Origin of the sequence: Pseudomonas asplenii (assembly GCF_001293465.1) — a bacterium.
Classification (GTDB): Bacteria; Pseudomonadota; Gammaproteobacteria; order Pseudomonadales; family Pseudomonadaceae; genus Aquipseudomonas; species Aquipseudomonas fuscovaginae_B.
In genome coordinates, this window is sequence record NZ_JSYZ01000026.1 from 31,502 (window position 1) to 56,549 (window position 25,048).

General features: G+C 64.2%; 29 protein-coding genes. 14 read left to right on the plus strand and 15 right to left on the minus strand.

Translation table 11 applies throughout. The annotated features are described in order from the left end of the window. Positions 1-17: 17 nt before the first annotated feature. A complete protein-coding gene (locus PF66_RS27775) occupies positions 18-938 on the minus strand; it encodes an AraC family transcriptional regulator (RefSeq protein WP_054064452.1) in 921 nt (306 codons plus the stop codon). A gap of 105 nt (positions 939-1,043) precedes the next feature. On the opposite strand from PF66_RS27775, the gene PF66_RS27780 reads away from it, so the two are divergent. The 6 genes from PF66_RS27780 to PF66_RS27805 all read left to right on the plus strand — a co-directional run bounded on the left by PF66_RS27780 (position 1,044) and on the right by PF66_RS27805 (position 6,391). Beyond that, positions 1,044-1,604, plus strand: a complete 561-nt coding sequence (locus PF66_RS27780) for a carboxymuconolactone decarboxylase family protein (RefSeq protein WP_054059896.1) — start codon at positions 1,044-1,046, stop codon at positions 1,602-1,604. Positions 1,605-1,653: 49 nt separating this feature from the next. Continuing rightward, positions 1,654-2,724 carry an acyl-CoA dehydrogenase family protein gene (locus PF66_RS27785; protein ID WP_054064453.1) on the plus strand — a complete coding sequence of 357 codons (1,071 nt, stop codon included), beginning with the start codon at positions 1,654-1,656 and terminating at the stop codon, positions 2,722-2,724. Further along, positions 2,721-3,563, plus strand: coding sequence for an ABC transporter ATP-binding protein (locus PF66_RS27790; protein WP_054059898.1), 843 nt, complete (start codon positions 2,721-2,723; stop codon positions 3,561-3,563). The genes PF66_RS27785 and PF66_RS27790 overlap by 4 nt, the downstream gene beginning before the upstream one ends. Then, on the plus strand, positions 3,529-4,728 hold the full coding sequence (locus PF66_RS27795; RefSeq protein WP_054059899.1) for an ABC transporter substrate-binding protein: 1,200 nt from the start codon (positions 3,529-3,531) through the stop codon (positions 4,726-4,728). The genes PF66_RS27790 and PF66_RS27795 overlap by 35 nt, the downstream gene beginning before the upstream one ends. Beyond that, positions 4,728-5,483 (plus strand): ABC transporter permease, encoded by a 756-nt coding sequence (locus PF66_RS27800; protein ID WP_054064454.1) that lies wholly within the window; start codon positions 4,728-4,730, stop codon positions 5,481-5,483. Before PF66_RS27795 ends, PF66_RS27800 begins: the two co-directional genes overlap by 1 nt. 80 nt (positions 5,484-5,563) lie before the next feature. Beyond that, positions 5,564-6,391 (plus strand): class I SAM-dependent methyltransferase, encoded by an 828-nt coding sequence (locus PF66_RS27805; protein WP_054064455.1) that lies wholly within the window; start codon positions 5,564-5,566, stop codon positions 6,389-6,391. Positions 6,392-6,487: 96 nt separating this feature from the next. Here PF66_RS27805 and PF66_RS27810 read toward each other — a convergent pair whose 3' ends face one another. The 5 genes from PF66_RS27810 to PF66_RS27830 all read right to left on the minus strand — a co-directional run bounded on the left by PF66_RS27810 (position 6,488) and on the right by PF66_RS27830 (position 9,686). Next, a complete protein-coding gene (locus tag PF66_RS27810; protein WP_054059902.1) occupies positions 6,488-7,066 on the minus strand; it encodes a DUF4337 domain-containing protein in 579 nt (192 codons plus the stop codon). Between the two features lie 53 nt (positions 7,067-7,119). Next, positions 7,120-7,338: a hypothetical protein gene (locus PF66_RS27815; RefSeq protein WP_054059903.1), complete on the minus strand. Its 219-nt coding sequence runs from the start codon at positions 7,336-7,338 to the stop codon at positions 7,120-7,122. Positions 7,339-7,407: 69 nt separating this feature from the next. Continuing rightward, positions 7,408-7,968, minus strand: coding sequence for a GNAT family N-acetyltransferase (locus PF66_RS27820; protein ID WP_054064456.1), 561 nt, complete (start codon positions 7,966-7,968; stop codon positions 7,408-7,410). A gap of 1 nt (position 7,969) precedes the next feature. After that, positions 7,970-8,590, minus strand: coding sequence for a LysE family translocator (locus PF66_RS27825; protein ID WP_054064457.1), 621 nt, complete (start codon positions 8,588-8,590; stop codon positions 7,970-7,972). Positions 8,591-8,738: 148 nt separating this feature from the next. Next, entirely contained in the window at positions 8,739-9,686 is a 948-nt protein-coding gene (locus tag PF66_RS27830) for an AraC family transcriptional regulator (RefSeq protein WP_054059906.1), read from the minus strand. A 163-nt stretch (positions 9,687-9,849) separates the two neighbouring features. On the opposite strand from PF66_RS27830, the gene PF66_RS27835 reads away from it, so the two are divergent. Then, positions 9,850-10,437 carry a LysE family translocator gene (locus tag PF66_RS27835; protein ID WP_054059907.1) on the plus strand — a complete coding sequence of 196 codons (588 nt, stop codon included), beginning with the start codon at positions 9,850-9,852 and terminating at the stop codon, positions 10,435-10,437. A 6-nt stretch (positions 10,438-10,443) separates the two neighbouring features. Here the strand turns inward: PF66_RS27835 and PF66_RS27840 are convergent, their stop codons facing one another. Both PF66_RS27840 and PF66_RS27845 read right to left on the minus strand, forming a co-directional pair. Further along, positions 10,444-11,280 carry a helix-turn-helix transcriptional regulator gene (locus PF66_RS27840; protein ID WP_054064458.1) on the minus strand — a complete coding sequence of 279 codons (837 nt, stop codon included), beginning with the start codon at positions 11,278-11,280 and terminating at the stop codon, positions 10,444-10,446. A gap of 43 nt (positions 11,281-11,323) precedes the next feature. After that, positions 11,324-13,768 carry a hypothetical protein gene (locus PF66_RS27845; RefSeq protein ID WP_054064459.1) on the minus strand — a complete coding sequence of 815 codons (2,445 nt, stop codon included), beginning with the start codon at positions 13,766-13,768 and terminating at the stop codon, positions 11,324-11,326. A gap of 222 nt (positions 13,769-13,990) precedes the next feature. Here PF66_RS27845 and PF66_RS27850 point away from each other — a divergent pair, with 222 nt between their 5' ends. Further along, positions 13,991-14,962 (plus strand): sensor domain-containing diguanylate cyclase, encoded by a 972-nt coding sequence (locus PF66_RS27850; RefSeq protein ID WP_054064460.1) that lies wholly within the window; start codon positions 13,991-13,993, stop codon positions 14,960-14,962. Between the two features lie 35 nt (positions 14,963-14,997). Here PF66_RS27850 and pbpG read toward each other — a convergent pair whose 3' ends face one another. Beyond that, positions 14,998-15,933, minus strand: coding sequence for a D-alanyl-D-alanine endopeptidase (gene pbpG, locus PF66_RS27855; RefSeq protein WP_054058769.1), 936 nt, complete (start codon positions 15,931-15,933; stop codon positions 14,998-15,000). A gap of 573 nt (positions 15,934-16,506) precedes the next feature. On the opposite strand from pbpG, the gene PF66_RS27860 reads away from it, so the two are divergent. Beyond that, on the plus strand, positions 16,507-17,067 hold the full coding sequence (locus PF66_RS27860; RefSeq protein WP_054058770.1) for a hypothetical protein: 561 nt from the start codon (positions 16,507-16,509) through the stop codon (positions 17,065-17,067). Positions 17,068-17,149: 82 nt separating this feature from the next. On the opposite strand, the gene PF66_RS27865 is transcribed toward PF66_RS27860, so the two are convergent. The 3 genes from PF66_RS27865 to PF66_RS27875 all read right to left on the minus strand — a co-directional run bounded on the left by PF66_RS27865 (position 17,150) and on the right by PF66_RS27875 (position 18,284). Then, positions 17,150-17,332, minus strand: a complete 183-nt coding sequence (locus tag PF66_RS27865) for a hypothetical protein (protein ID WP_054058771.1) — start codon at positions 17,330-17,332, stop codon at positions 17,150-17,152. Positions 17,333-17,470: 138 nt separating this feature from the next. Continuing rightward, entirely contained in the window at positions 17,471-17,665 is a 195-nt protein-coding gene (locus tag PF66_RS27870; RefSeq protein ID WP_054058772.1) for a hypothetical protein, read from the minus strand. 265 nt (positions 17,666-17,930) lie between these two features. Beyond that, positions 17,931-18,284 (minus strand): hypothetical protein, encoded by a 354-nt coding sequence (locus tag PF66_RS27875; protein WP_017904470.1) that lies wholly within the window; start codon positions 18,282-18,284, stop codon positions 17,931-17,933. A 243-nt stretch (positions 18,285-18,527) separates the two neighbouring features. On the opposite strand from PF66_RS27875, the gene PF66_RS27880 reads away from it, so the two are divergent. Next, complete coding sequence (locus PF66_RS27880) at positions 18,528-19,346, plus strand: shikimate 5-dehydrogenase (RefSeq protein ID WP_054064461.1); 819 nt, start codon at positions 18,528-18,530, stop codon at positions 19,344-19,346. Between the two features lie 59 nt (positions 19,347-19,405). On the opposite strand, the gene PF66_RS27885 is transcribed toward PF66_RS27880, so the two are convergent. After that, on the minus strand, positions 19,406-20,056 hold the full coding sequence (locus tag PF66_RS27885; protein ID WP_054064462.1) for a YceH family protein: 651 nt from the start codon (positions 20,054-20,056) through the stop codon (positions 19,406-19,408). 130 nt (positions 20,057-20,186) lie between these two features. Between PF66_RS27885 and PF66_RS27890 the strand changes: the two genes are divergently transcribed. After that, the gene (locus PF66_RS27890; RefSeq protein ID WP_054058775.1) at positions 20,187-20,696 is read left to right on the plus strand and encodes a DUF1993 domain-containing protein; all 510 of its coding nucleotides are present in this window, start codon (positions 20,187-20,189) and stop codon (positions 20,694-20,696) included. A gap of 233 nt (positions 20,697-20,929) precedes the next feature. Then, positions 20,930-22,084: an MFS transporter gene (locus PF66_RS27895; RefSeq protein WP_054058776.1), complete on the plus strand. Its 1,155-nt coding sequence runs from the start codon at positions 20,930-20,932 to the stop codon at positions 22,082-22,084. Here the strand turns inward: PF66_RS27895 and nhaR are convergent. Next, positions 22,081-22,986 (minus strand): transcriptional activator NhaR, encoded by a 906-nt coding sequence (nhaR, locus tag PF66_RS27900; RefSeq protein WP_054064522.1) that lies wholly within the window; start codon positions 22,984-22,986, stop codon positions 22,081-22,083. The two genes, PF66_RS27895 and nhaR, sit on opposite strands and share 4 nt — an antisense overlap. A gap of 137 nt (positions 22,987-23,123) precedes the next feature. Between nhaR and PF66_RS27905 the strand changes: the two genes are divergently transcribed. Continuing rightward, positions 23,124-23,873, plus strand: a complete 750-nt coding sequence (locus tag PF66_RS27905) for a TerC family protein (protein ID WP_054064463.1) — start codon at positions 23,124-23,126, stop codon at positions 23,871-23,873. Positions 23,874-23,942: 69 nt separating this feature from the next. Here the strand turns inward: PF66_RS27905 and PF66_RS33235 are convergent, their stop codons facing one another. Then, a complete protein-coding gene (locus PF66_RS33235) occupies positions 23,943-24,110 on the minus strand; it encodes a hypothetical protein (protein ID WP_192842722.1) in 168 nt (55 codons plus the stop codon). Positions 24,111-24,341: 231 nt separating this feature from the next. On the opposite strand from PF66_RS33235, the gene PF66_RS27910 reads away from it, so the two are divergent. Beyond that, positions 24,342-25,031 carry a peptidase C39 family protein gene (locus tag PF66_RS27910; protein WP_054064523.1) on the plus strand — a complete coding sequence of 230 codons (690 nt, stop codon included), beginning with the start codon at positions 24,342-24,344 and terminating at the stop codon, positions 25,029-25,031. The last annotated feature ends 17 nt before the right edge of the window (positions 25,032-25,048 follow it).

The window sequence follows — 25,048 nt, forward strand, 5'->3', positions numbered from 1 at the left end:
GCGATTTCGTACATAGCCTAGTGGGCTTGTGACGGTTCGTGTTGTCGACGATACGCTCCCGGCTGCACCCCGACCGCCTTGGTGAACGCCCGGGTGAACGCTGCGATCGACTGATAGCCGACCGCCGCGCAGACCTGCTCCACGGTGTGGTTGGCCTTGAGCAACTGACAGGCATGGCGCATGCGCAGCGCCAGCAGCACCTGGCCCGGCGATTGCCCGGCCAGTTCGTTGAAGCGCTTGAAGAACGCCGACCGCGACAGCCCGGTACAGGCCGCCATGCTTTCCAGGGACCAGTTCTGTGCGGGGCGTTCGATCAACTGTTCCAGCAACGGTGCAAAGCCCGGGTGCCGGGCCAGCGATACCAGGCCACCGAGGTCCTGGTTGTCGGCCACCTGCTGGCGCAGCACGTACAGGAACAGCAGGTGACTCAGGCGTTCCAGCAGGGCCGGGGAGGGCGCCGGCTGGCGTTGGCATTCCTCCAGGATCAGTTCGAACAGGGACCGCGCCGCGCTCGATGAGGGGTCGCCGGCGCGCAGCACGATCCAGTCCGGCAGCCCGTCGATGATCAGGGACGACAGCCCCGAGCGGAAGTGAAAGAACCCGCAGACCAGGCCGACGCCATCCTGGGCTTCGCCGTCGAGTGCGGTCATGGCCATGCGCGGCAGCGCCCTGGCTTGCAGGCGGTCCTCGGCGCTGGACAGGCGGTAGTCCAGATCCTGCAGCAGGAATACCGCATCCCCGGCGTTCAGACGGACGCCGGCTTGCGCTCCATCAATATGCAGCCAGCAGTGTCCCTGCACTATCAGGTGGAAACTGGCCCGGGCCAGGCCATGGGTACTGGCGTGCCAGCCGCCGCAGTAGCGGCCTACGTGAAACAGGCTGGTGTCGAGTTCGAGGCTGTCTAATAACCAATCAACCAATGGGCTGGACGAAATCATCTAATGGAAACACTCAGGAGCAAGTAATCGCTACTTTTGAATATGGATCGAAATTCTTATAACCAACAGACTTGTCGGACACCCCACACAGCAGGAGTCCACTCCATGTCGCGCGTCACTCTACACACTCTGCAAAGCGCCCCTGAAGCGGCCAGGCCCTTTCTGGAAAACGCCCAGAAGAACTCCGGGTTCATTCCAAATCTGCTGGGCGTGCTCGCCAATGCCCCGGCGGCCCTGGAAACCTACGTTACGGTATCGGGGCTCAACGGCAAAGCCGAACTGAGCCTGGCCGAGCGCGAAGTGGTGCAATTGATCGCCGCCACCACCCACGGTTGCGACTTCTGTGTCGCCGGGCACACCGCGGTGGCACTGAACAAGGCCAAGCTGCCGGACGAAGTGGTCGGCGCCCTGCGTGGCCAGAGTGAATTGCCCGAGGCAAAACTCGAAGTACTGGCTACCTTTACCCGGGAAGTCATCGCCACCCGCGGCAATGTCAGCGAGCCGACGTTCAATGCCTTCAAGGAGGCCGGATACACAGAAGGTAACGCCCTGGAAGTGATTCTCGGCGTCAGCCTTGCGACACTCTGCAACTTCGCCAACGTGTTCGCCCGTACCCCGCTCAACCCGGAACTGGCCAAGTACCGCTGGCAAGCTGCGGGTCAATGATTCAACGGCGCCGGCGGTGACCCGGCGTCGCGCTCAAGGAGAAAATCACATGCTTGATCCGGCATTGAGCCAATGGCTGGATGAACACGCCCAGGCCCTGGACCTGGGACAGTGCGATCCGCAGGGGGTGTTGTCGCAATTGGCGGCAGCCGGCGTGCTGCGGGTGGGCGTCGATGAAGCGGCGGGCGGCAGCGGTGGCAATGTCACCGATGCCATCGAGACGCTGGCCCGCGTCGCCAGTCATTCCCTGGCGGCGGCCTTCGTGTTCTGGGGGCAGCGTGCCTTCATCGAATACCTGCTGCACAGTCCCAACACAGCCCTGCGCGAGCGCCTGTTGCCTAACCTGCTCAGCGGCGAGCTGGCCGGTGCGACCGGGTTGTCGAACGCCATGAAGTTCCTGTCGGGCATCGAGTCGCTGCAGGTGCGCGCCCAGGCCCAGGCCGATGGCTGGCAGCTCGATGGCCGTCTGCACTGGGTGACCAACCTGCGCAAGAGCGGTTTCGTCGTCGCGGCGGCGATCGAGGATGAGGAGGGCGGTGCACCCTTCGTCCTGGCGATTCCGGACAACCTGGCCGGCCTGCGGCGTTCCGAGGATCTGCAACTGATGGGGCTGCAATCGAGCAATACCGCGGCCATCGATCTGTGCCAGGTGAACGTCGGCAGCGAGTGGTTGCTGCACGCGGATGCCAAGCGTTTCCTGCCCGCCGTCAGGCCCGCGTTTCTCGGCCTGCAATGCGGCATGGCGATTGGCCTGAGCCGCCGGGCACTGAGTGAAGTCGAACAGCACCTGCAGGATGGGCGCTCGATCCTGCGCGAACCGCTGGTCGAGCAACGGCAGGTGCTGGAGCAGGCGGTGGAGGCATTGAAGTGCGGGCTGCTCGAGGGCCGTTTCCTGGCGCGTCCGGCCGACCTGTTCCAGATTCGCATCAGCCTCGCCGAAGTGGCCGCCCAGGCTGTGCAGCTGGAGTTGCAGGCCAGCGGCGGCAAGGCCTACCTGAGCGAGTTCGGCAGCGGTTTCGCCCGGCGCTGGCGGGAATCGGCATTCGTGCCGATCGTCACGCCGAGCCTGGTGCAACTGCGCACCGAACTGCAGCGTCAGGCGCGGGAAGCCGTGGCATGAGTGCGCTGCTGCTCGAAGCCCGGCAGATCAGTCTCGGCTATCCGCGGGAGCAGGGCTGGCAGGCGGTGCTGGAAGCCTTCGACCTGCACTTGAAACCGGGCGAGGTGGTGTCGATCCTGGGACCGAGCGGGGTCGGCAAGTCCAGCCTGCTGCGGGTGCTGGCCGGCTTGCAGGCGCCCCATGGCGGCCAGGTGAGTCTCCACGGCGAGCGCCTTGAGGGGCCGCATCCGCGCGTGGCGGTGGCCTTCCAGGATCCGAGCCTGCTGCCCTGGCTGAGCCTGGAGAAGAACGTCGCCTTCGGCCTGGACTTCGCCCGCCAACCGAAGTTGAGCGCGCAGCAACGCCAGGCCCGGATCGATGCCGCGATCAGTGAAGTCGGTTTGCAGCATGCCCGCGAGCATTACCCGGCGCAGCTCTCTGGCGGCATGGCCCAGCGCACGGCGCTGGCCCGCTGCCTGGCCCGTCAGCCGCAGGTGCTGTTGCTGGACGAGCCGTTCGGCGCCCTCGACGAAGTCACCCGTGCGGACATGCAGCAATTGCTGTTGCGGGTGATTGCCGAACATCACACGGCCGCAGTGCTCATCACCCATGACATCGATGAAGCCCTGCTGCTGTCCGATCGTATCCTGCTACTGGGGAACAGCCCGGCGCGGACGCTCGGTGAATGGCGTATCGACCTGCCGCAACCGCGTGCCGAACTGGTCGACGAACTGGGTGCCCTGCGCATCGAGATTCTCAAAACCCTTCGGCGGGCAAGCCGCAACCCTCTCAATTCAACACAGCCCGAACCGTCGGAGATGGATCATGTGCCTGGACGACTTCACCCACACTCGTCGTGACTTCCTCAAACTCAGCGCCCTGCTGACGGCCGGCGGCGCCCTGCCGCTGCTCAACAGCCGGAAGGCCCGTGCGGCCTTGGAGCCGGATGCGCCGGTACGCATCGGCTACCTGCCGATCACCGACGCCACGCCGCTGCTGGTGGCCCATAACAACGGCCTGTTCGAGGCCGAGGGCATCAAGGCCGAGCGCCCGGTGCTGCTGCGCAGTTGGGCGCAGGTGATCGAGGCGTTCATTTCCGGGCAGGTCAACGTGATCCACCTGCTGTCGCCGATGACCGTCTGGGCCCGCTATGGCAGCAAGGTGCCGGCCAAGGTGGTGGCCTGGAACCATGTCGGCGGCTCGGGCCTGACCGTCGCCCCCGGCATCACCGAGATCCGTCAGTTGGGCGGGCAATCGGTAGCGATTCCGTTCTGGTACTCGATCCACAACGTGGTGGTACAGCAACTGTTCCGTGACAACGGCCTGCAACCGGTGAGCAAGCCGGCCAACAGCGCGCTGGCGGCCAACGAGGTCAACCTGGTGGTGCTGCCGCCGTCGGACATGCCACCGGCCCTGGCCAGCAAGCGCATCGCCGGCTACATCGTCGCCGAGCCGTTCAACGCCCTGGCCGAGGAACTCAAGGTCGGTCGGGTCCAGCGCTTCACCGGCGACGTCTGGCGCAACCACGCCTGCTGCGTGGTGTTCATGCACGAGCAGGACCTGAACGCTCGCCCCGAGTGGTCGCAGAAGGTGGTCAACGCCATCGTCAAGGCGCAGTTGTGGACGCGGGATAACCGCGCCGAGGCGGCCAGGCTGCTGTCCAAGGAGGGCAGCAACCGCTACACGCCCCATACCCCGCAGGTGCTTGGCCGGGTGCTGACGCCCAATGCCGCCGAGCGCGACGCCTACCTCGCCAGCGGCGCGATCCGCCATGGCAACTGGGACGAGCAGCGCATCGACTTCCAGCCCTATCCGTTCCCCAGCTACACCGAGGAACTGGTCCGGCGCCTGAAGGACACCCTGATCGAAGGCGACAAGGGCTTCCTCGCCAACCTCGATCCGGCGCAGACCGCCCGCGACCTGGTGGACGACCGCTTTGTGCGCAACAGCATCGCGGCGGTGGGTGGGCTCAAGGCGTTCGGCCTGCCGGACAACTTCGAGCGTAGCGAGGAGTTCAGCATCTGATGGGCAAGCCGTTGTGGAACTGGCTGCTGGGCATTGCCGGGCTGTTGAGCCTGCTGCTGGCCTGGTGGCTCGGGGTGCATCTGTTCGGTAGCGCCGATGGGTTGTCGGCCCGCTTCTCGCCACAGGCGACCCTGGCCAGCCTGGTCGAACTGCTCGGTCGTGCCGAGCTCTACGAGCACATTCTGGTCAGCCTCAAGCGGATCCTGGTCGGCCTGGCGCTGGCCCTGCTGATCGGCGTGCCCCTGGGCCTGCTGATCGGCAGCTACCGTCATCTGGAGGCGGCGACCACGCCGGCCTTCCAGTTCCTGCGGATGATCTCGCCGCTGTCGTGGATGCCGGTGGTGGTGATGCTGATGGGGGTGGGCGACCAGCCGATCTACTTCCTGCTGGCCTTCGCCGCGGTCTGGCCGATCATGCTCAACACCGCGGCCGGCGTGCGCCAGCTCGACCCGCGCTGGTTGCAGTTGAGCCGCAGCCTCAGCGCCACCCGCTGGGAAACCCTGCGCAAGGTCATCCTGCCGGGGGTGCTCGGCCATGTGCTGACCGGCGTGCGGTTGTCCATCGGCATTCTCTGGATCGTGCTGGTGCCGTGCGAAATGCTCGGTGTCAGCGCCGGCCTGGGTTATTTCATTCTCGACACCCGTGACCGCCTGGCCTACTCGGAACTGATGGCGATGGTGCTGCTGATCGGTGTGCTCGGCTTTGCCCTGGATGCCCTGGCGCGCGGCCTGCATCGGCGCTGGGCACACGCCTGAAGCTTTACAACTTGCTCAAATCATTTCGTTGACGAGGGTGATAGGGTGCCTGTCTGGAAAATGGCAGGGACCCTTTGCCCATGAATGACTCGCTGAACATCAACAAGGCCAACTGGAACGATCGCGCGCCGGTGCATGCGCGCTCTGCGGAGTATGGCCTGCATCGTTTTCTCGCCGATCCGCGGCACCTCTCCGACGTGGTGCGCTTCGACCTGCCACTGCTCGGCGATATCGCCGGCCTGCGGGGCGTTCACCTGCAGTGCCATATCGGTACCGACACCTTGTCGCTGGCGCGGCTCGGCGCGTCGATGACCGGACTGGATTTCTCGCCCGCCGCGCTGCTCGAGGCCCGTGCGTTGGCGCGCGGTTGCGGGGCCGAGCTGGAGTTTGTCGAGGCCGACGTCCATGCCGCGGCCGAGGTGCTGCCGCGCGAGTCCTTCGACCTGGTCTACACCGGCATCGGCGCACTCTGCTGGTTGCCGCGCATCCAGCCATGGGCGCGGACGGTGGCGGCGTTGCTCAAGCCGGGCGGCCGGTTGTTCATCCGCGAGGGGCATCCGATGCTCTGGTCGCTCAACGAGGCGCATCAGGAGGGCTTGCGGGTGGAATACCCGTATTTCGAGCATGAGCAGCCGTTGGTCTTCAGCAGCGACCAGACCTACGTGGCCAGCGATTCGCCGTTGACCGCCACTGTCACTCACACCTGGAACCATGGCCTGGGCGAGATCGTCGGTGCGCTGCTGGAGGAGGGGATGACGATCACCGGCCTGGTGGAGCACCAGAGCGTTCCCTGGGACGCACTGCCGGGGCAGATGGTGCATTCGGCGCAGGACGACGAGTGGCGTCTGAAGCAGGCGCCTGACCGCCTGCCGTTGAGCTACACGCTGCAGGCGGTCAAGCGCGGCTGATGCCTGTGGGAGCCGGCCTGCCGGCGATGGCGGTGTCTCAGGCGACCCGGTGTTTTCTGCCCGGTCGCCATCGCCAGAACCCGGCAGCGGCCGGCCTCAGATATGCAGCCAGGCCATCGAGCCCAGCACCACGCTGGCACCCGCCGCGGTATAGGACAGGCGCTTGAGCCATTCCCGGCGGGTCAGCAGGGTGATCGCCGCCAGCGAAATGGCGATCTGGATGGCGGTCATCGCCTGGGCCCAGCGGTGATGCTGGTGCAGCAGCTCCTCCGAGCGGGCATCCCATTCGCGGCTCTGGGCTTCCAGTCCCTCGGCCTTCTGGCGTACCGCTTCCTTCTCCTTTTTGTAACGTTCGGCCTCGGCGGTGTAGTGCCCGGCATCCAGGCCCGGAATATGGCTGGCCATTTCCGAGAGGTTCTGGCGGCTGGATTTGGCCTGGTAGTAGTTCCACTGGTTGGCGGCCTCGGTCTTGATGATGGCCGCATTGTTCTTGTCCATCGCCGCTTCACTTTCCGTGGAGCCGGCCTGGTAGCTGAGCATGGCACCGAGGGTGGCCATGACCGCGGTCATCACCGCGATCCGGCTGGCGAAGCCGTCGCCTCGGGCGTGCGCATGTTCGGTGGTGTGTTCGACGTGTTTTTCGTGAGGGCTGGGGACTTCGAAGGCTTCGCTCATAAACGCAGGTCTTGGAGTAGAAAGGAAGGCTGCTGTAGATCGGTGTCAGCGGCTTAGTCGCGCAGCATGCTCTCGCCATACTCGCTGAAGCTGCTGCCCAGGTTGCGGTTCATCGAGCCATTGTCCTGGCTCAGGCGGGCACTGCTGTTGTAGTGCTGCTGGCAGCTCAGGGTCGAGCAGGCGCTGTTGTAGTGAGTGCTCAGGTCCGATGAGCAGGCGCCCAGCAGCAGGCTGCCCAGTACCAGCGTGGCCTTGACGAGACTGGATTTCATAAGCGATTCCCCTGGCTGACATATTTTGTAATGGTTGCTCGGGGCATTTTACGCCTTTGCCGCAGCGCGCTACATGAAACTTTCCGGGCTCAGGTAGCGTTCCGCGCTCAGGCTGTAGAGCAGGCTGTGGGGTTGGCCGGGAACGTCGTCGAGTTCGCCATCGACGGTCATTCGGGCCCGCTCCAGGGTGCGGCGCGAGGGCAGGTTGTCCGGGCGCACCAGGCCGATGACTTCGTTGCGTGCCAGGTGCCTGAACGCCAGGTCGAGGGCCGCCTCGACCATCTCGCTGGCGTAGCCCTTACCCCAGGCCTCCACCGCGAAGCGAAAGTACAGGTTCAAGCCACTGCGCGAGCCGAACAGGGCGTCCTGCAGCCCACCGAATCCCAATACCTTTTCCGGCTGTTGCCGGTCACAGACGGCCCAGTAGCCAAAGCCCTTGTTCTTCCAGTGTTCGATCCAGTTGAACAGGTGGCTGCTGGTCGTTTCCAGGGAGGAGGGGCCCTTGGGGTTATAGCGGTTGGTCTGCGGATCGCCATGGATGGCCTGGGCGACCTTGAGGTCGTCCGCCCGAACCGGACGCAGCAGCAGGCGATGGGTGTGGATCACGGGAGGCGGTGTGGTGATCGACATGTCAGGCCCTGCGAGCCGTCAGCAGCACCGACGCCGCACCCGAGAGCAGTACCGCGCAGCCACGATTGAACAGGCGCTTGCCCCGGGGCTCGGCGAACCAGCGGCGCATGTGGATGCCCATGTAGGCGTAGGCGCTGATGGCGACCCATTCCAGGGCCAGAAACAGTGCACCCAGTACCGCGAACTGTTGGGAGATGCCTTGGGAAGAGTCGACGAATTGTGGCAGGAAGGCGGTGAAGATCAGGATCGCCTTGGGGTTGCCTGCCGCCACCAGGAACTCCTGGCGGGCGAGGGCGGGCAGGTTGGCCCGGGTTTGCTCCGTCTGTGCCTCGGCTTGCGGATTGGCGCGCCAGAGCTGGATGGCGAGGTAGAACAGATAGGCGGCACCGAGGATCTTGATCCCATGGAAAAGCAGTTCCGAGGTCTGCAGCACCACCGCCAGGCCCGCCGCCGCCAGGGCGATCATGCCGGCGAAGGCCAGCAGGCGCCCCAGGCCGGCCAGGCAGGAGGTTCGGAAGCCGTAACGGGTCGAATTGCTGACCGACAGCAGATTGTTCGGGCCGGGTGCCATGTTCAGGGCGAAACACGCGGGGATGAAGAGAAGCAGGGTCGACAGGGTCATGGCGCGCTCCGGCAGGAAACAGGAAAGGCTCGACAGTAACCCCGGGCATCCTGCTGGCGCCAGTGTGTCCAAGCCTTTGCAGGGCTGTACCGGAAACTTGTTGCCCAGGTGTACTGCTCATTGGCAGCAAACCTGGGCCGATCCTCAGCTACAGCGGTTTCACCGCGATGCAGATGTCGCAGTCTAGCGTGCCGGCCACCGGGTCGTAATGGGCATCTTTCGGGTAGCGTTCGAAGGGCGGGCCACTGGCGAACTGCATGCCGCTGCGGGGCAGCCAGTCGCGGCACAGCTCGGTCCAGGCATCCGGGAAGTCGCGGACATGACCACTGAAACGGGCCACCGCGTAGCGCCCGCCGGGCAGGGTGGCCACCGTGGCTTCGCCACTGCCGACAAAGTCGTCCGGCACCTGCACGCAGGCGTCATAGCGGCATTTCTCGGGTGGGGTGACATGCGGGTCATCGTGGCCGATGCCCAGGCGCAGCTCGCCCGTCAGGCCGTTACGTTCCATCCAGGGCATGAAGGTCTCGCGCCAGAATATGCCGATACCAGGGCCGTAGGGCCCGGTGTAGCGCATGTAGGCGATGCGGGTCGGGGGGATGTCTTCAAGCGTGACGTCCATCGTCATTTCCTCCAGGGTTTGGGAGCGCCCATGGTCGGACAGGATCAGCGCGCATTCCTGATCAGGATTGCGAAATGACTGCCGGCGCCGTTCGCGGATGTCGTTCAGGCGCTGTTCCCAGCGGACGGGTTCGAGTTGGCGCCAGGTGCTGGGCGTGACCTGGAAGTGCTGCTTGAACGCCCGGCTGAAGGCCTCGCCGGAGCCGAAGCCGACCTGCAGGGCGATGTCCAGCACCGTGGCTTCGGGGCGTTCGGCCAACAGCAGGGCGGCACAGCCGAGCCGGCGGCGGCGCAGGTAGTCGCCCAGGGTTTCCCCGACCCAGGCGCTGAACAGGCGATGGAAGTGAAAGGGCGAGAAGTGCGCGATGGCCGCCAGTTCGGCCAACTCCAGCGGCTGGTCCAGGTGTTGGTCGATGTGTTCCAGCACCCGGTTCATCCGGCGCGTGTATTCCAGCAGGCTCTGATAGGCGACGCTCATGGGCCTTTGACTCCCTCCGGTGGATAGGTCGGGCGAATGCCAGGGAAAACGCAGCAGCCATAGTAAACGCTGGCTGTCGGTCCGCCAGGGGAGTTTTCTTCAATACGTGATGCCGGCGGCTGGGTACGGTGCTGCTCATCTTCAATCGAGAGAGACCTATCCGATGAGCGTTCTGCTTTCCATGGCCGCCTTTGCGCTGGCTTCGTCCATTACCCCTGGCCCGGTCAACATCGTCGCCTTGAGTGCCGGGGCGCAGTTCGGCCTGCGTGCCAGCCTGCGCCATGTGACCGGCGCCACCCTGGGTTTCACCTTGTTGCTGGTGCTGATCGGCCTGGGGCTGCATGAACTGTTGCTGCGGGTGCCGGCGCTGACGCGAGGCATCCAGCTCGGCGGTGTGGCGTTTCTCCTGTACATGGCCTGGAAGCTGGCCATGGATGACGGTTCGCTCGACGCTGGCAACGCCGGCAAGCGCCCGACCCTGACCCTCGGCGCGGTAATGCAGTGGCTCAACCCCAAGGCCTGGCTGGCCTGCGTCGCCGGCATGGGCGCGTTTGCCGCCGAGGGTGATACGCGGGTGGTGCTGGAGTTCGCGCTGATCTACTTCGTGATCTGCTACGGCTCGATCGCCTGCTGGGCCTTCGCCGGCACCTTCCTGCGCCGCTACCTGGAAAATCCCCGGGGGATGCGCCTGTTCAATCGGCTGATGGCCTTGCTGCTGGCGCTCAGTGCGGCCTACCTGTTGCTGCCCTGAGTCCGCTCAGCCGCGATACTGGCCGGGCGTTGCGGCCAGGTGCTGCTTGAAGGCCCGCTGGAAGTGCGCCTGGTCGGCGAAGCCGGCCTCCAGTGCGACGTCGGCGATCAGCCGTCCGCGCCGCAGTTGATTGCGCGCATACTGAATGCGCCGGTTGACCAGGAAGGCGTGGGGCGTCATGCCGTAATACTGCTTGAAGGCGCGGGTCAGGTAGGACGCCGAGAGTTGCGCGGCCTGGCAGATGTCCTCCAGCTTCAGTGCTTCGGTGCAGTGCTTGTGGATGTAGGCCGCGGCCCGCTCCAGCTTCTGGTTGACCTCGCGGGCCGGGATCGGCGCCGGGTTCAACCGGTGTTGCAGCAGGGTGAAGAACTCGACGATCGCGCACTGCTTTTCCAGGTGGGCGAGGTCGTCGTCCACCAGTTGTTCGTAAAGTGCGTTCAGGCCCCGGTACAGCTGCGGATCGCGGCTGTGGGTGGCGGAGAACGGGCGAAAGTCCAGGTCCGGGCTGAACCCCAGTTCGTGTTGCAGCGCGGTCAGCCAGGGTGTCTCGACATAGAACATGCGATAGGCCCAGGGCTGGTCGTCGATGGGGTTGCAGGCGTGCACCTCGCCGGGGTTCATCAGCACCACGGTGCCGGCCTCGACCTGCCACTGCTGCTGTTCGTTGATATAGGTGCTGCGGCCGTGGGTGATCGCGCCGATGGAGAAGTGCTCGTGGGAATGCCGGGAATAGCAGACCTCGCGGCCATCCTGGATCGAGCGCGCCTCGATGAAGGGCAGCGCCGCATCACGCCAGAAATACGGGGCCTTGTCGTCCGGGTGGGCGGTGGTCGATCTGCTCATGGTCGGTTCCAGTGTCTCGGGCGTTCGAATCATGGACATGCTCCTACAGTAACGCCGGTCTTTCCAGTGCCTGCCACGCGCTGGCATTGCCGGCGTCGCTGCGGGTCAGCCAGAGTTCGCCATGGCGCTCCAGTGGTTCGGCGGGCCATTGCAGCACGGTCTTCAGGTCGATTTTCACCCGGTGGCCGGGGTCCGAGCCATCGCGCAGGTCCCAGTCGGTTTCATAGTGGCGCAGGTGCAGGGTGTCGCCGCTGAAATCGATGAACTGCGGCCGGTTGCCCAGCCAGTCCGGGGCGATGCGCAGGGTGTGGGCCTCGACATCGAGCAGCAGGAGTTTCCAGGCGCGCCGGCTGAACTCGAAATCCGGATGTTCCAGATAGAGCCGGGTCAGCGCCAGGTAACGGCCCCTGGGGGACCAGATCATCGACGGGGCGAGATCGGACAGGGCGCAGCCGGAGGCGGTCAGCAGGTGGCCGCCCAGGCGTGCGATCTGGCCGCGCAGCCGGTCATCGCCATATTCGGTGGAACTGCCGAACAGCCAGGCGGCGTCCAGGCCGGTCGGCGCAGGCTGGATGAACTCGCCTTCGGCGGTGGCGAGCTGTGGCTGGTTGACCACGCGCCAGGCCGGTAACACCTCGAGGCTGTCTTTGCCGAGCCGGAGCTGGCGCATTTCGTAGTACACCCGCGAGTCCTCGCGATAACGGCAGAACCCGCCGGCTTCGGACGCCGCCGGTGCCGGTACGGTGAAGCGCCGCAGGGGTGTGCCGGAGTCATCCCGGGGCAGACGGCCAACGACCACGGCGACGCTGAGCACTGGGCCGCGAAAATCCACCAGCCCGGCGACCAGCAAGGGCGGGCTGTCGATCAGCCGCCGGTTGCCGGGATCGACCACGACGACCCGATCCGGCAACGCCTTGGCCTCGGTGAAGGGGATCAGCGCCAGGTACTGCCCGTCATCGCTGAGCCGATGGGGCAACTGCCAGAGGCCGGGCAGTTCCCAGTCGGCCAGTTGGCAGCGGTAACCGCCGACCCCGTCCTGGTTGTCGCAGGCCCGGATGAAACGGGCGCGGCTGCCGCCCGGCAGCGGGGCGGACTCGATCTGCACCGAGCAGGCCTGCCCATCGCCTTCCAGTGGCAGGGCCAGCAGCACCCGAGCGCGGTTCCAGTCGGCATCCCGCTCACGACCGAGCGGGTCGTGGCCGACGAGGATTTCCGAGTCGCTGTGAATCTCGTGCAACTGGTAGCCGAAGCGGCCGTTGTCGGGCTGCTGCAGCGGCAGGTAGCTGTCCAGGCGGACGAACTGGGCGTCCAGCGCCACCGGCTCGCTCCAGTAGCCGGAAGGGCTGCGATCGTGGGTACTCCAGGGGGTGCGCAAGGCGCGCCAGCCCTGGCCCCGCTGCCACAGCCAGAGGCCACGGGCCGGCGTGTCAGGCTCCCCGGCGACCGTGGCGACGCAGACCAGCCGCTGGCTGTCGTCGCTCCACACCGGCGTCGTGTCGGCCTTGACCAGCAGCGGCGTCGCTTCCCCATCCAGGCTCAGGCGGTAATCCGGGTGCAACAGGGCACCGAGCGGCTGTTCCAGTTGTCGCAGGCTGTCAGGCAGGCTGAGCTGGCCTTCGAGCAGGTGCCGGCCGTCCGGGGAGCGTTGTTCGATCTGCTGGCGGGCCAGGTTCTGCTGCCAATGGCCGGGTTCGAGCCAGAGGTCGCCGACGGGCAACAGGTCCACCCGCTGTGCCGTCTTGAGCAGGGCCTGCAGGCTGACCTGTTCGGTGCTGTTATCCACCAGCGGGCTGTAGCGCCCGGCGAGCCCCTGTTCGTTGAAGGTGTCCAGTTCCCAGAAGCGTTCGTCGTTGCAGCGATAGAGCTGCCGTTGGCGGCGGTCGAGAATCACCAGGCCCCAGCTCTGGCGCGACGGCACCGGTGCGGCGAAATAGCGGCCATCGCTGGAAAAGCGCGCCGATGAGCCCAGCCCTTCGAGCAGCACGCCATCGGGAAACAGGTAGTCGCAGGTGACCGGCCCGCCCATGGCGATTTCGCTGTGGTTGAATACCCGGATCGGTTCGCCCTCGGGCGTCTGGTCGGGTTCCTGGCCACCCCAGGCGCTTCGGCCACGGGGGCTGGATGCGCTGGGCGGCACCAGCCCGAGCCGGCGTTCCCAGGTGGCGACACAGGCCAGCCCGGGGAAAATGGCCAGGCAGGCCGCGGCGATGTCCCAGTAGTCGGGCAGGGCGCGCCCCAGGCTGAAACCCAGGCCGAACACCGCCGAGATCATCAGCCGGGCGGCACCCCGTCCGCCGGCCAGCCAGCCGAGCCTGGCGCACAGCCACATGCCGGCGGCTGCGGCCAGTACCACGGTGCCGGCCAGTAGCGGTGGCAGGGTGGTCACCAGGAAAATCGGTACCCCCAGCACCAGCAGTTGCCAGATCAGCTCCAGCAGCAGGCGACCGATGCTCTTGGGAGGGTTGCTTTCGTCACGGGCGGCGCTCACGGGGACATCCTGTGCGGTGATGGCGGAGGGCGAGTATGACCTGTCGTGCGGGCGGCGCCCATGCCTGGGCCCGGGGTTGTGCGGCCGGTCACAGGACGCATGGACGGTCGGGGGCGGGCAACGGGTCGACCGAAGAACATTGGCGGATTTACACGGTCCATAGCGTTGTGGCGGTTCATTTATTGTCTACGCTTGCATGATCGCAAGCCTGGGATGTCTGTGATGTTAGCGCCGAAAAAACCTACCAATGAAACGGCCCGCGTGGAAAAACTGCGCTCGCTGAATATTCTCGATACTCCGCCCGAAGAGCGTTTCGACCGCCTGACCCGCCTGGCCAAGCGCCTGTTCGATGTGCCCATCGCGCTGGTCAGCCTGGTCGATGAGAACCGACAGTGGTTCAAGTCCTGCGTCGGGCTGACGGCCAGTGAGACGCCGCGGGATATTTCCTTTTGTGGTCACGCGATTCTCGGTGATCAGGTGCTGATGATTCCGAACGCGGAGAGCGACGAACGGTTCCATGACAATCCGATGGTGACGGGCGCCCCCGGCATCCGTTTCTATGCCGGTTGTCCGCTGACGGTCGGGGATGGCAACAAACTGGGCACCCTGTGCCTGATCGACACCCGGCCGCGAACCTTGAATGACGAGGAACGCTCGCTGCTGTGCGACCTGGCGCAGATGGCCGAGCAGGAACTGGTGGCGGTACAGATGGCGACCATGGACGAGTTGACCCTGTTGTCCAACCGTCGTGGTTTCGAGGCCCTGGCCAGCCAGGGGCTGGGCGTGTGCAAGCGCATGGGCAAGCCGGCTTCGCTGCTGTTCTTCGACCTCAACGACTTCAAGCAGATCAACGATGTGTACGGCCATGCCGAGGGCGACCTGGCGCTGAAGAACTTCGCCGATGTGTTGCGCATCGTGTTTCGCGAGAGCGACGTGGTCGGCCGGCTGGGGGGCGATGAGTTCGTGGTACTGCTGACCGGCTCCGATCATGTGCAGGTCGAGATGATCATGGCGCGGCTTCGCCACACCCTGGGCGAGCGCAATTCAGGGCAGAAGCGGGGTTATGACATTCGCTTCAGCGTGGGGCAGATCGAATATGACCCGCATCGCCATGACTCGATCGCAGATCTGCTGGAGGACGCCGACAGGGCCATGTACGCGCATAAACAGGCACTCAAACGCCAACGCAGCTGAGCGCGGCCCGGAAAACCGGGCCGGTTCCTGCCCGGTTACTTTGCGGCCTGTTCGCCCGCCTGGCGGCCCTTCAGATTCTTGTCGGCCTTGTAGCGCAGCGCCACGTCCGGCACGCTGCCGCCCTTGCCGGTTTCGACCCAGTTGCGGATCCGGCTGGCGTCGGCGAAGTGGGTGTACTTGCCGAACGCATCGAGGATCACCAGGGCGACCGGGCGATTGCCCATCTCGGTGACCAGCACCAGGCAGTGGCCGGCCTGGTTGGTGAAACCGGTCTTGGTGATCTTGATGTTCCAGCTGTCCTTGTTGACCAGATGGTCGGTGTTGCGAAAGCCCAGGGTGTAGTTGGGCTTGCGGAACGCCACGGTCTTTTCCTTGGTGGTACTCAGCTCGCTCAGCATCGGGTAGTGACGGGCGGCCATCAGCAGCTTGCTGAGGTCGCGGGCGGTGGAGACGTTGTGGATCGACAACCCGGTCGGTTCGACATAGTGGGTGTTGATCATGCCCAGGGACTTGGCCTTGGCGTTCATCGCCGCGATGAACGCCGCGTAGCCGCCCGGATAGTGGTGCGCCAGGCTGGCGGCCGCCCGGTTCTCGGACGACATCAGGGCGATCAGCATCATTTCCTTGCGCGGCAGTTCGCTACCGAGCTTGACCCGGGAGAACACGCCTTTCATTTCCGGGGTATCGCTGATGTTCACCGAGATGTACTGGTCCATCGGCAACTTGGCGTCGAGCACCACCATGGCGGTCATCAGCTTGGTCACCGAGGCAATCGGCACCACCACGTCGGGGTTGCTGGAGTACAGGGTCTTGTTGGTCTGCAGATCGATCAGCAGGGCGCTGCCGGAGGCGACTTGCAGGTGGCTGGTATCGCGAGGGGCCTGGGTGGTTTCACGCGCCTCGACGACAGGAGTGGCAACGGTGCCGGCCAGAACGAAAAAAAGGCCGAGGATGGAATGACGAATGTTCACGCGGATGGACTCGCTAAAAATGGATAAACCGTTGGCAACGGGCTTTTCTTGAAAAAGCGTTACGTTTGATGAATATAGCCCGGAAAGTTGCCACAGCGCTGCAGAGAGTGGGCGTAACTGACACAAAATTTAATCTTGTGTGATCGCACTTCCGCTGCCTGTTCGAACTTTCCGATGGTTGTCCGATCCCTGGCTGGATTCAGTCACTGCAATGGCTGCCCGGAGAACCCGGAAGACGTGCCTTGGCTGTTTGGCGATGGACCCTCGAGTCCGTACTGGCCATAAGACATATGGTAGCGTAGAGAGGGCAGCCGTTGTATCGGTCCAAGGCCTTTATTTCGCAGGTTCCAGCGATTTTTCCAGAATATTTTCCAGCTGCTTCGCCAGTGGCTTTTGTCAAGTTCGCAATACCCCGGAAAACCCTTTGAAATCAATTGCGCTCTAGGGTTTTCCCTGAGTCCCGACGGGGTGTTCGGGTATCGGCATTGATAGGTCATGGTGTTCGCTGCGAACTGCGATTAGCATCGGCGCCATTATTGCGCTAGGTGCTTTCTGGACTTCAGGAGTTGGGGCATGCCAAAGATTTCTTTGAGCAGGGATTACCTGCCCATGGTGGTATGGGCGGGAATCGTCGCGGTATTGCTGCTGGGGTTCGCGTTCTTTCCGAAATCGGCCGACTGGTATGGCTGGATTCAGGCCGTGGGGCTGATTGTCGGGTTGATGGTGGCGATTGCGGTGCCGGCGATCCAGCGCAAGCAGGCGTTCCAGGCCGAGCGTCAGCGCCTGCGTGAGCGCGAAGTGGGGTATGCCCGGCGCCTGCATTATTTCGGCCTGGAACTGCTCGAACTGCTGGGGCGCATCACCGCCAGCCTGACTCACCTGCGGGCTTCCGACCGGCATCGCCACCAGCGCAGCCTCGAGGATTTTCTGCATCGCCTGTTCGAGTCCCACAAGCAGGACCTGAATGACGATCGGATTCTGATCATTCACGAACTGCGCAAGGTCGCCAACGTGCTGATCGACGAGCTGGAAAGCGGGCGTTCGGACCGGGCGGTGATGATCGAGCTGGACAAGCGCCTGCAGAAGCTGGGGCATCGCACCCAGCTCAACAGCGTCCAGGCCGAACGCAGCTGAGTACCGGCCAAAAAAAGCCCGCAACACAGTGCGGGCAAGGGGTTGTGCGGAGCAACGCACGTTTCGGGAAGTCGGTGGGCGGTCAGGCGCCGAGGGCATGCAGGTCCATGCGTTCGGACAGGGCCTTGGCCGCTGGCAGGGAAGTGAGGGGGCCGCTGATCTGTACGCCATCGCGAACCAGGTACCAGCAGGCGAGCAGTCCCAGTTCCCTGAGCGAGGCGGGAACGGCGCTGCCGATAACGGACATGATCTGAACCTTGGGCATAAGTACCTCCATCAATCTATGGAGCTACCTTACGGTCATGACGGCTTCAGGAAAAATCACCGTGCTCGATAGTGGACATCGACGAAATCGAGCCCTGGTCCATTATCGTTTGGCTGTCGCAGGTCGGCTGATGCCGGATCAGTCGACCACCTGATCCAGCATGTGAATCACTTCCTGTTCATTCAACAGCCCCTTGCGGACCAGGTTCTCGGCCAGCAACGAGAGAAACTTGGCCGTGCGATGACCTTCGAGCTGCTTGAGCTCGGTCAGGGCGCTGTAGACCTTGCTGGAGGTGCAGAGCCCGGCGATGCGATGCGGATTTTGCGTTGGCATGGTTCGTCCTTGTTCTTATAAGGGAAGGCCCTCGACGATGGATCGATTTTGCAGCCGGGCGGTGGCACCCATATGACAGCCGTGTGAAGGGCTGAGCAATGCGACGACCGGCAGTCCTATCATGCGCCATTGGTGTACGAATGCTGTCTTGCCTGCGACCTTTACCTCTGAAATCCAGACGGGGAGGGTGGCCCCGCGGCTTTTCCTGCCCCCGTAACGACCCAGGCCCCGTCTTGCGAGCGGGGCCTGGATTTCTGCCGGGTGGTTACCAGCGAGGGCCGTAACCATAATGGGGGTGGCCGTAGTACACCGGGCGACCGTAGTAGCCGCCGCCACCGTAGACCACCACGGGAGGAGGCGGTGGGGGGGCAACGTAGACAGGTGCAGGTTGCACATAGACCGGGGCCGGCTGGACATACACCGGTGCCGGTTGTGCGTACACAGGCTGCTGCACGTAGACAGGACGGGGGCTCGACACCACCGAGCTGACAATGGCTCCGCCGATCACGCCGCCCAACAAGGCAGGACCCACCCAGCCGCCGCCACCGTGGGCGGAGGCCTGGCCTGCGACAGCGAGTGCACCAACGAGCAAGGCTATCTTGGGAATGGTACGCATCATGATGATTCCTCAGGTTCCAACCCCAGCGCTTGTTGTCTGCAATAGACTCAAGAACTGTCGCGGGGATACTTCTATGACAGCGGGTGCCTGAAAATCTTCGACGCCGCTGGGTAAATTTTGTGTAAGGTTCCGGGCGGTGCTTCTTTACAGTCCCGTGATGCCTGTGCCAGAGCCTATGATCAGCGAAAACCGGTGCGGGTGGCTAATCCCGTTTATCCGAAAGTACCCCTCAGGAGATGAAACATGCAGATGAACCCGAACAAAGACACCCAACTGTGCATGTCGTTATCTGGGCGTCCCGGTAATTTCGGCCTGCGCTTTCATAACCATCTCTACGAACAACTGGGCCTGAACTTCTACTACAAGGCCTTCAGCAGCCAGGACCTGCCGGGTGCCGTCGGCGGCATCCGTGCCCTGGGCATTCGCGGCTGTGGCGTGTCGATGCCGTTCAAGGAAGCCTGCATCGCTCTGGTCGACGAGCTGGACGCCTCGGCGGCGGCGATCCAGTCGATCAACACCATCGTCAACACGGCGGGCCACCTCAAGGCCTACAACACCGATTACATTGCGATTGCCCAGTTGCTCGAAACCCATGCGGTGCCCAGGGACACGACTTTCGCCCTGCGCGGCAGCGGCGGCATGGCCAAGGCCGTGGCTTCGGCACTTCGCGATGGCGGTTATCGCAACGGCGTGATCGTGGCCCGCAACGAAACCGCCGGCAAGGCGCTGGCGGCAATCTGCGGATACGAGTGGCAGGCCGAGCTGGGGGCGCTGCGTCCGCAGATGCTGGTCAACGTCACGCCGGTGGGCATGGACGGAGGCCCGGAGGCCGGGCAACTGGCATTCGAGCCGGAGGCGGTGGATGCCGCCGAGACAGTGTTCGACGTGGTGGCGATTCCTTCGGAGACGCCCTTGATCGTGCGTGGCCGGGAGCAGGGCAAGCGGGTCATCACCGGCCTGGAAGTGATCGCGATCCAGGCGCTGGAGCAGTTCGTGCTGTACACCGGCGTACGGCCGACCGAGGAGCAGTTCCAGAAAGCGGTGGCGTTCGCCCGGACGTAGGCCCCGGTTTATCCGCGAATGGCCCACAAGCCTGGAATCAGCGCAAACCCCGCTGTGATTTATTGCTCCAACCGCGCCAACCGCTCTTCCAGCGCCGCGATTCGTGCTTCCAGCTCTTCGATTCGCTCCGCCGACACCGCGCTGCCGCTGCTGCGTTCAGGGGCCTGCTGGCGAGCGGCGAGGATCGCCTCGATATCCGCCGGGTCGCCCAGGGCGTGGGTGTAGCGGTCCTCGCGTTGGCCGGCCTGGCGCGGAATCAGCAACGCCAGGCCGCGGGCGATCAGGCGTTCGAGCTGGTGCAGCACCTGCTCGGTGTCCTCGAAATCATGCATGCGGCCACTGCGGGTCAGCAGTTCGTTGACGGTTTGCGGTCCCCGCAGGAACAGCAGCCCGATCAGCACCACCTGGGCCGGCACCAGTTCCAGTGCCTTGTCGACCCGCTGCTCCCAGCGATCGGCCCGGCTGCCCATCACCAGCCGGGCAAAGCCACGGCCCTCGAGTGCCCGCAGGCTCTGGCCAACCTGGCCCTGGCTGAGGTTCATCACCGGTTCGCGGCTGGTTTTCTGGTTGCAGGCGAGCACCAGGGCGTTGAGGGTCAGCGGATAGGTTTCCGGGCTGGTGGCCTGCTTTTCGATCAGGGAGCCCAGGATGCGGATTTCCGTGCTGTTCAATCGCGGTTGTTCGACGCAAGTCTCTTGCTCGGTGCTCATGGCGCGGTTCCCTATGCATTGGAAGGCGACTAGCCTAGGTCTTCCCCCGACAAAAAGACAAGCGGCAATGCGACCGCCTCTGGCTATAATCGGCCGGCTGTACTCCTGCCATTTTCATTGTGAGAAACCCATGACCATTTCCCTGTACGCCGCTTCCATCCCGGTTTTCAAGCAAATGCTCAACGCCCTGAGCGACGTCCTGAACAAGGCCGAGGCTCACGCAACGGCCAAGGGCATCGACCCGAGCGTATTCGTGCAGGCCCGCCTGGCTCCGGACATGTTCCCACTGGTGCGCCAGGTGCAGATCGCCGTCGATTTCGCCAAGGGCGTGTCCTCGCGCCTGGCGCAGATCGAAGTGCCCTCCTACCCGGACAGCGAAACCACCTTCGCCGAGTTGCAGGCACTGATCAGCAAGACCCTGGCGCACCTGGACAGCATCGACGCGGCCCAGGTCGACGGCAAGGAAGGCATCGAGATCGTGACCCGTCCGGGCACGCCGAAAGAGAAGCGCTTCAGCGGTCAGTCCTACCTGCTGAGCTATGGCCTGCCGCAGTTCTTCTTCCACGTGACCACCGCCTACGCGATCCTGCGTCACAATGGCGTTGAAATCGGCAAGCGCGACTACATGGGCGCGTTCTGATCGGCTACGGCTTGACTCGCCCTACCTGATCTCGCAAGGAGCCGGCTTGCTGGAAAGCAGGCTCCCGTCAGTAGGCCGGTGCCCCTGTTCGCGTCGGACCGCCGCGAACAGGCCCTCGCAGGCACCGCATGACTCATTGTCATAACCGCTCTGGTACAATCGCCCATCATCATTTCCTTTCCTCCCAGTGAGCCCCGGGGCTATCGCTGGCGCTGTCGTTTGTGGAGTCGTTCATGTTCCTCGCCATCCTGCTGCTGTCGGCCGCCGGTTTTACCGTGCTGACCACGGAATTCGTCATTGTCGGGCTGTTGCCGGCCATTGCCCGCGATCTGGAGGTCAGCATCCCCCAGGCCGGTCTGCTGGTGACGCTTTTCGCCTTTACCGTAGCGGCCTTCGGACCGTTCCTGACCGCCTGGTTCTCCCGCTTCGAGCGGCGCCGGCTGTTCATCAGCATCCTGCTGGTCTTCGGGCTGGCCAATACCGTGGCGGCGCTGGCGCCGAACATCTGGGTCATGGCGGTTGCGCGCCTGCTGCCGGCCTTGGGCTTGCCGGTATTCTGGGCCCTGGCCAGTGAAACGGCGGTGGATATCGTCGGCCCGGATCACGCGGGCCGGGCGATCGAGAAGATCGGTTTCGGCATCGTCTGCGCCACGGTGTTCGGCATCCCGGTGGGTACGCTGATTGGAGACGCCTGGGGCTGGCGCATGGCGTTCACGATCCTGGCGGTGGTCGCCCTGGTCAAGGCGCTGCTGCTCTGGCGCTACCTGCCCGCGACCCGCCTGCACCTGAAGCAGGTCTCGCTGCGTTCGCAGTTCGGCATTCTGCGCAGCCCGCTGATGCTCGGCCATGTGCTGCTGTCGATCCTGATCTTCAGCGGCATGTTCACCGCCTACACCTACCTGGCCGATATCCTCGAGCGGTTGGCCGGTTTCAACGGCACGGTGGTGGGCTGGTGCCTGATGGCATTCGGTGCGGTCGGTCTGATCGGCAACGCCCTGGGCGGGCGCATGGTCGATCGCCAGCCGCTGATCGCTTCGATGGTGTTCTGCGCCTTCATGATTCCCGCCCTGGTGGCGGTGATGCCGAACATCAACTCGTGGCCCGGGCTGGCGGCGGCACTGGCGGTCTGGGGGATCACCCAGGCGGCACTGTTCCTGGTCAGCCATGTCCGCCTGATGAAGGTGGCGCCCCAGGCACCGGCGTTTGCCGCTTCGCTGAACATTGCCGGGGCCAACCTGGGGATCGGCCTGGGGGCGGTGATCGGTGGCCGGGTCATCGACAGTGTCGGCCTGAGCGGTGTCGGCTTCGCGGCGGCGGCGCTGATCCTGATGTCGATCCTGCTGGCGATGGCCTTGATGACCACCGACGCCAAGACGGTGACGGCTTAAGCGCCAGGCCCCATGAACAGCTCGCGTCGAGCACCCTCGGTAATGGCCAGCGTGCCGGGGTGCTTGGTCCGGCGCTCCACCGAGATGGCATAGAACGACTCGCTGACGGCGTCGGTCTGGCCCATCAGCCTGACGTCGTACTGCCGACAGACCTCATCGGCGATGACGCTCGGGGCGATGAAGATGCCGCTGCCGGATTGGCCAAAGGCCTGCATGAGGGCGCTGTCATCGAATTCGCCGACGATCCTCGGCTGGATCTGCTGCTCGGCGAGCCAACGCAACAACCGGCTGCGGACCACGGTTTCCTGGCCGGGAATCAGCAGCGGCGCGTTCTGCAGGCAGTGGGGGAACGCATCGCCATAACGCTGCGCCAATGCTGGTGTGGCAAAAAAACTGACCCCACATTCCCCCAGCTTCTGGCTGTAGCCCCTGATATCGAGATGGCTCGGCATCGGGCTGTCGGAGATCACCAGGTCCAGGCGCTGGATCGCCAGGTCCGCCAGCAGGCGTTCGAGCTTGTCCTCGCGGCAGGTGATGCGGATCGGCTCCTCCAGCTCCATGGTGGGGGCGATCAGCCGGTAGACGATGGACTTGGGCACCACATCCGCCACCCCGACCCGAAACAGCAACGGCTGCTCCCGGGGCTGCGCCTGCAACATCGCCTGCAACTCATTACCCAGCTGGAACATCTGCTCGGCATAGGGCAGGGCCTGGCGCCCGGCCTCGGTCAGTTCCAGCTGGCGCCCGGCCTTGCGGAACAACTCGATACCCAGGCTCTGTTCCAGCAGGCTGATCTGGCCGCTGATGGTCTGCGGGGTGAGGTTCAACTGGTCGCAGGCGCGCACGATGCTGCCGGTCTTGGCCACGACCCAGAAGTAATGCAGTTGGCGGTAATTGAGCATGAGGGTCATCACTTCGTTAAAAACGAAGTATAGCGCTGAAAAATACGAATTTTTCTGAAGTATCGGTATCTTTAGAATGCGGCGCTATTGGCGAGCCACCTGCTAGGCTTGCCTGGGACTCTACTCAGGACTGAACCATGGAATACCTGCTGGAACTCGCTGTCAGCCCCACCGCCTGGATTGCCTTGTTGACGCTGATCGTCATGGAAGTCGTACTGGGTATCGATAACCTGATCTTCATTTCGATCCTGACCAACAAGCTGCCTGCGCAGTTTCGCACCAAGGCGCGGCGGCTCGGCATCGGCATGGCGCTGATCCTGCGCCTGGGCCTGCTTGGCACCATTGCCTATATCGTCAAGCTCACCGCGCCGGTGATCGAGGTATTCGGCCAGGCATTCTCGTGGAAGGACATGATCCTGATCGCCGGTGGCCTGTTCCTGGTATGGAAGGCCACCACGGAAATCCACCACAGCATGGACCCGCAGGAGAAGGCGTCCGAGGACAAGAACTCGCGGGTCTCCCTGGGCTTCGCCGCGGCCATCGGCCAGATCCTGATGCTCGACCTGGTGTTCTCCATCGACAGCATCATCACCGCGGTGGGCATGACCGAACACCTGCCGATCATGGTGATTGCGGTGGTCGTCGCGGTAGCGGTGATGTTGCTGGCCTCCGAGCCGCTGGCGAAGTTCATCCACGACAACCCGACCGTGGTGATGCTGGCCCTGGGTTTCCTGATCATGATCGGCATGACGCTGATCGCCGAAGGCTTCGGCGCTCATGTGCCCAAGGGTTATGTATATGCCGCCATGACCTTCTCGGCGATCATCGAGGGCCTGAACATGCTGGCCCGACGCGCCCGGCAGAAACGTGAGGCGGCACAGGGCTGATTCAGGCGCGCTGAGTGACCGGGCCGCCGGGTTCTCCACGAACCTTGCGGCCTTTTTGATACACAGGGGTCAATGGGCGTTGGCAGGGCGTCCGGCAGTCTTGCCAGCCTTGTGCGTCTGCGAGGGCAGGCTGGGGTGATGGTGACGACGGGAAATCCTCAGGACTCCCCACAACAGGGCGGCGGCCACCGCCAGCCAACCCAGGATCAACAATGCAACGGTCAGGACAAGGCTCATCAGCGCCTCCTTCGCCCCGATCGGGGCTCTCTCACTTCGTCTTGCTTTTGTAGATCAGTCTAGTCGCTGCGGTGTTTCAGGCTATTGACCAATGGTCGTGTGCGATCAGCCATTTCGCTCTATGGCGCCGTATAAACCGCGATGAAAGGCTATACCCCCGGGCGGCCGCGACCTATGATCAAGTCCCCGAGCCAGAGCGGATGTGCCTGGCAACTGATCAAGAGAGTGAAGATGTCCAACGGATCAAACCATTTTCCCGTGTCGTCCCGTCGGTTGCTGATGATGGGCGCCCTGTTGCTGGCCCTGGGCGGGTGCACCAGCGGCGGTGGGCAGCCGCCGCAATTGCAGCGGCTGCCGGAGCGTGTGGAGTTGAACGGTGTGCCGTTCTTCCGGGGCGAGGCCTACCAGAGTGGCCCGGGTGCATTGGCCAGCATGCTGGCGCAGCAGGGCGTGACCGTCACCCCCGGGCTGCTGGACAAGCCGCTGAAACTGCCGGGCGCGGAAGCGGACCTGCAAAAGAACATGCAGGTACTGGCCCGTGAATACGGGATGGTGGTCTATCCGCTGGATGCCGAGCTGCCGGCATTGCTGACCCAGGTAGCGGCCGGTTATCCGGTGCTGGTGAAGTTCAATGAAGGGCGGGTGTGGTCCGAGCCGCGCTATGCGGTGGTTGCCGGCTACAACCGGTTCAAGCGGACGATCCTGTTGCGGGCCGGGATGAACCGGCGGATGCCGATGGATTTCGACACATTCGTCTCGGCCTGGAAGGGCGCGGGTGGCTGGGCGGTGCTGATCCAGTCGCCAACGCAATTGCCGGCCCAGGTCGACCCGCAGCGCTGGCTGAAGGCCGCCGATGAACTGGCCCGTGCCGGTCAGGAACCGGCGGCCGCGACCGCCAGGAAGGCACTGGCCGGGCACTGATTCAAGCTCATCGGATC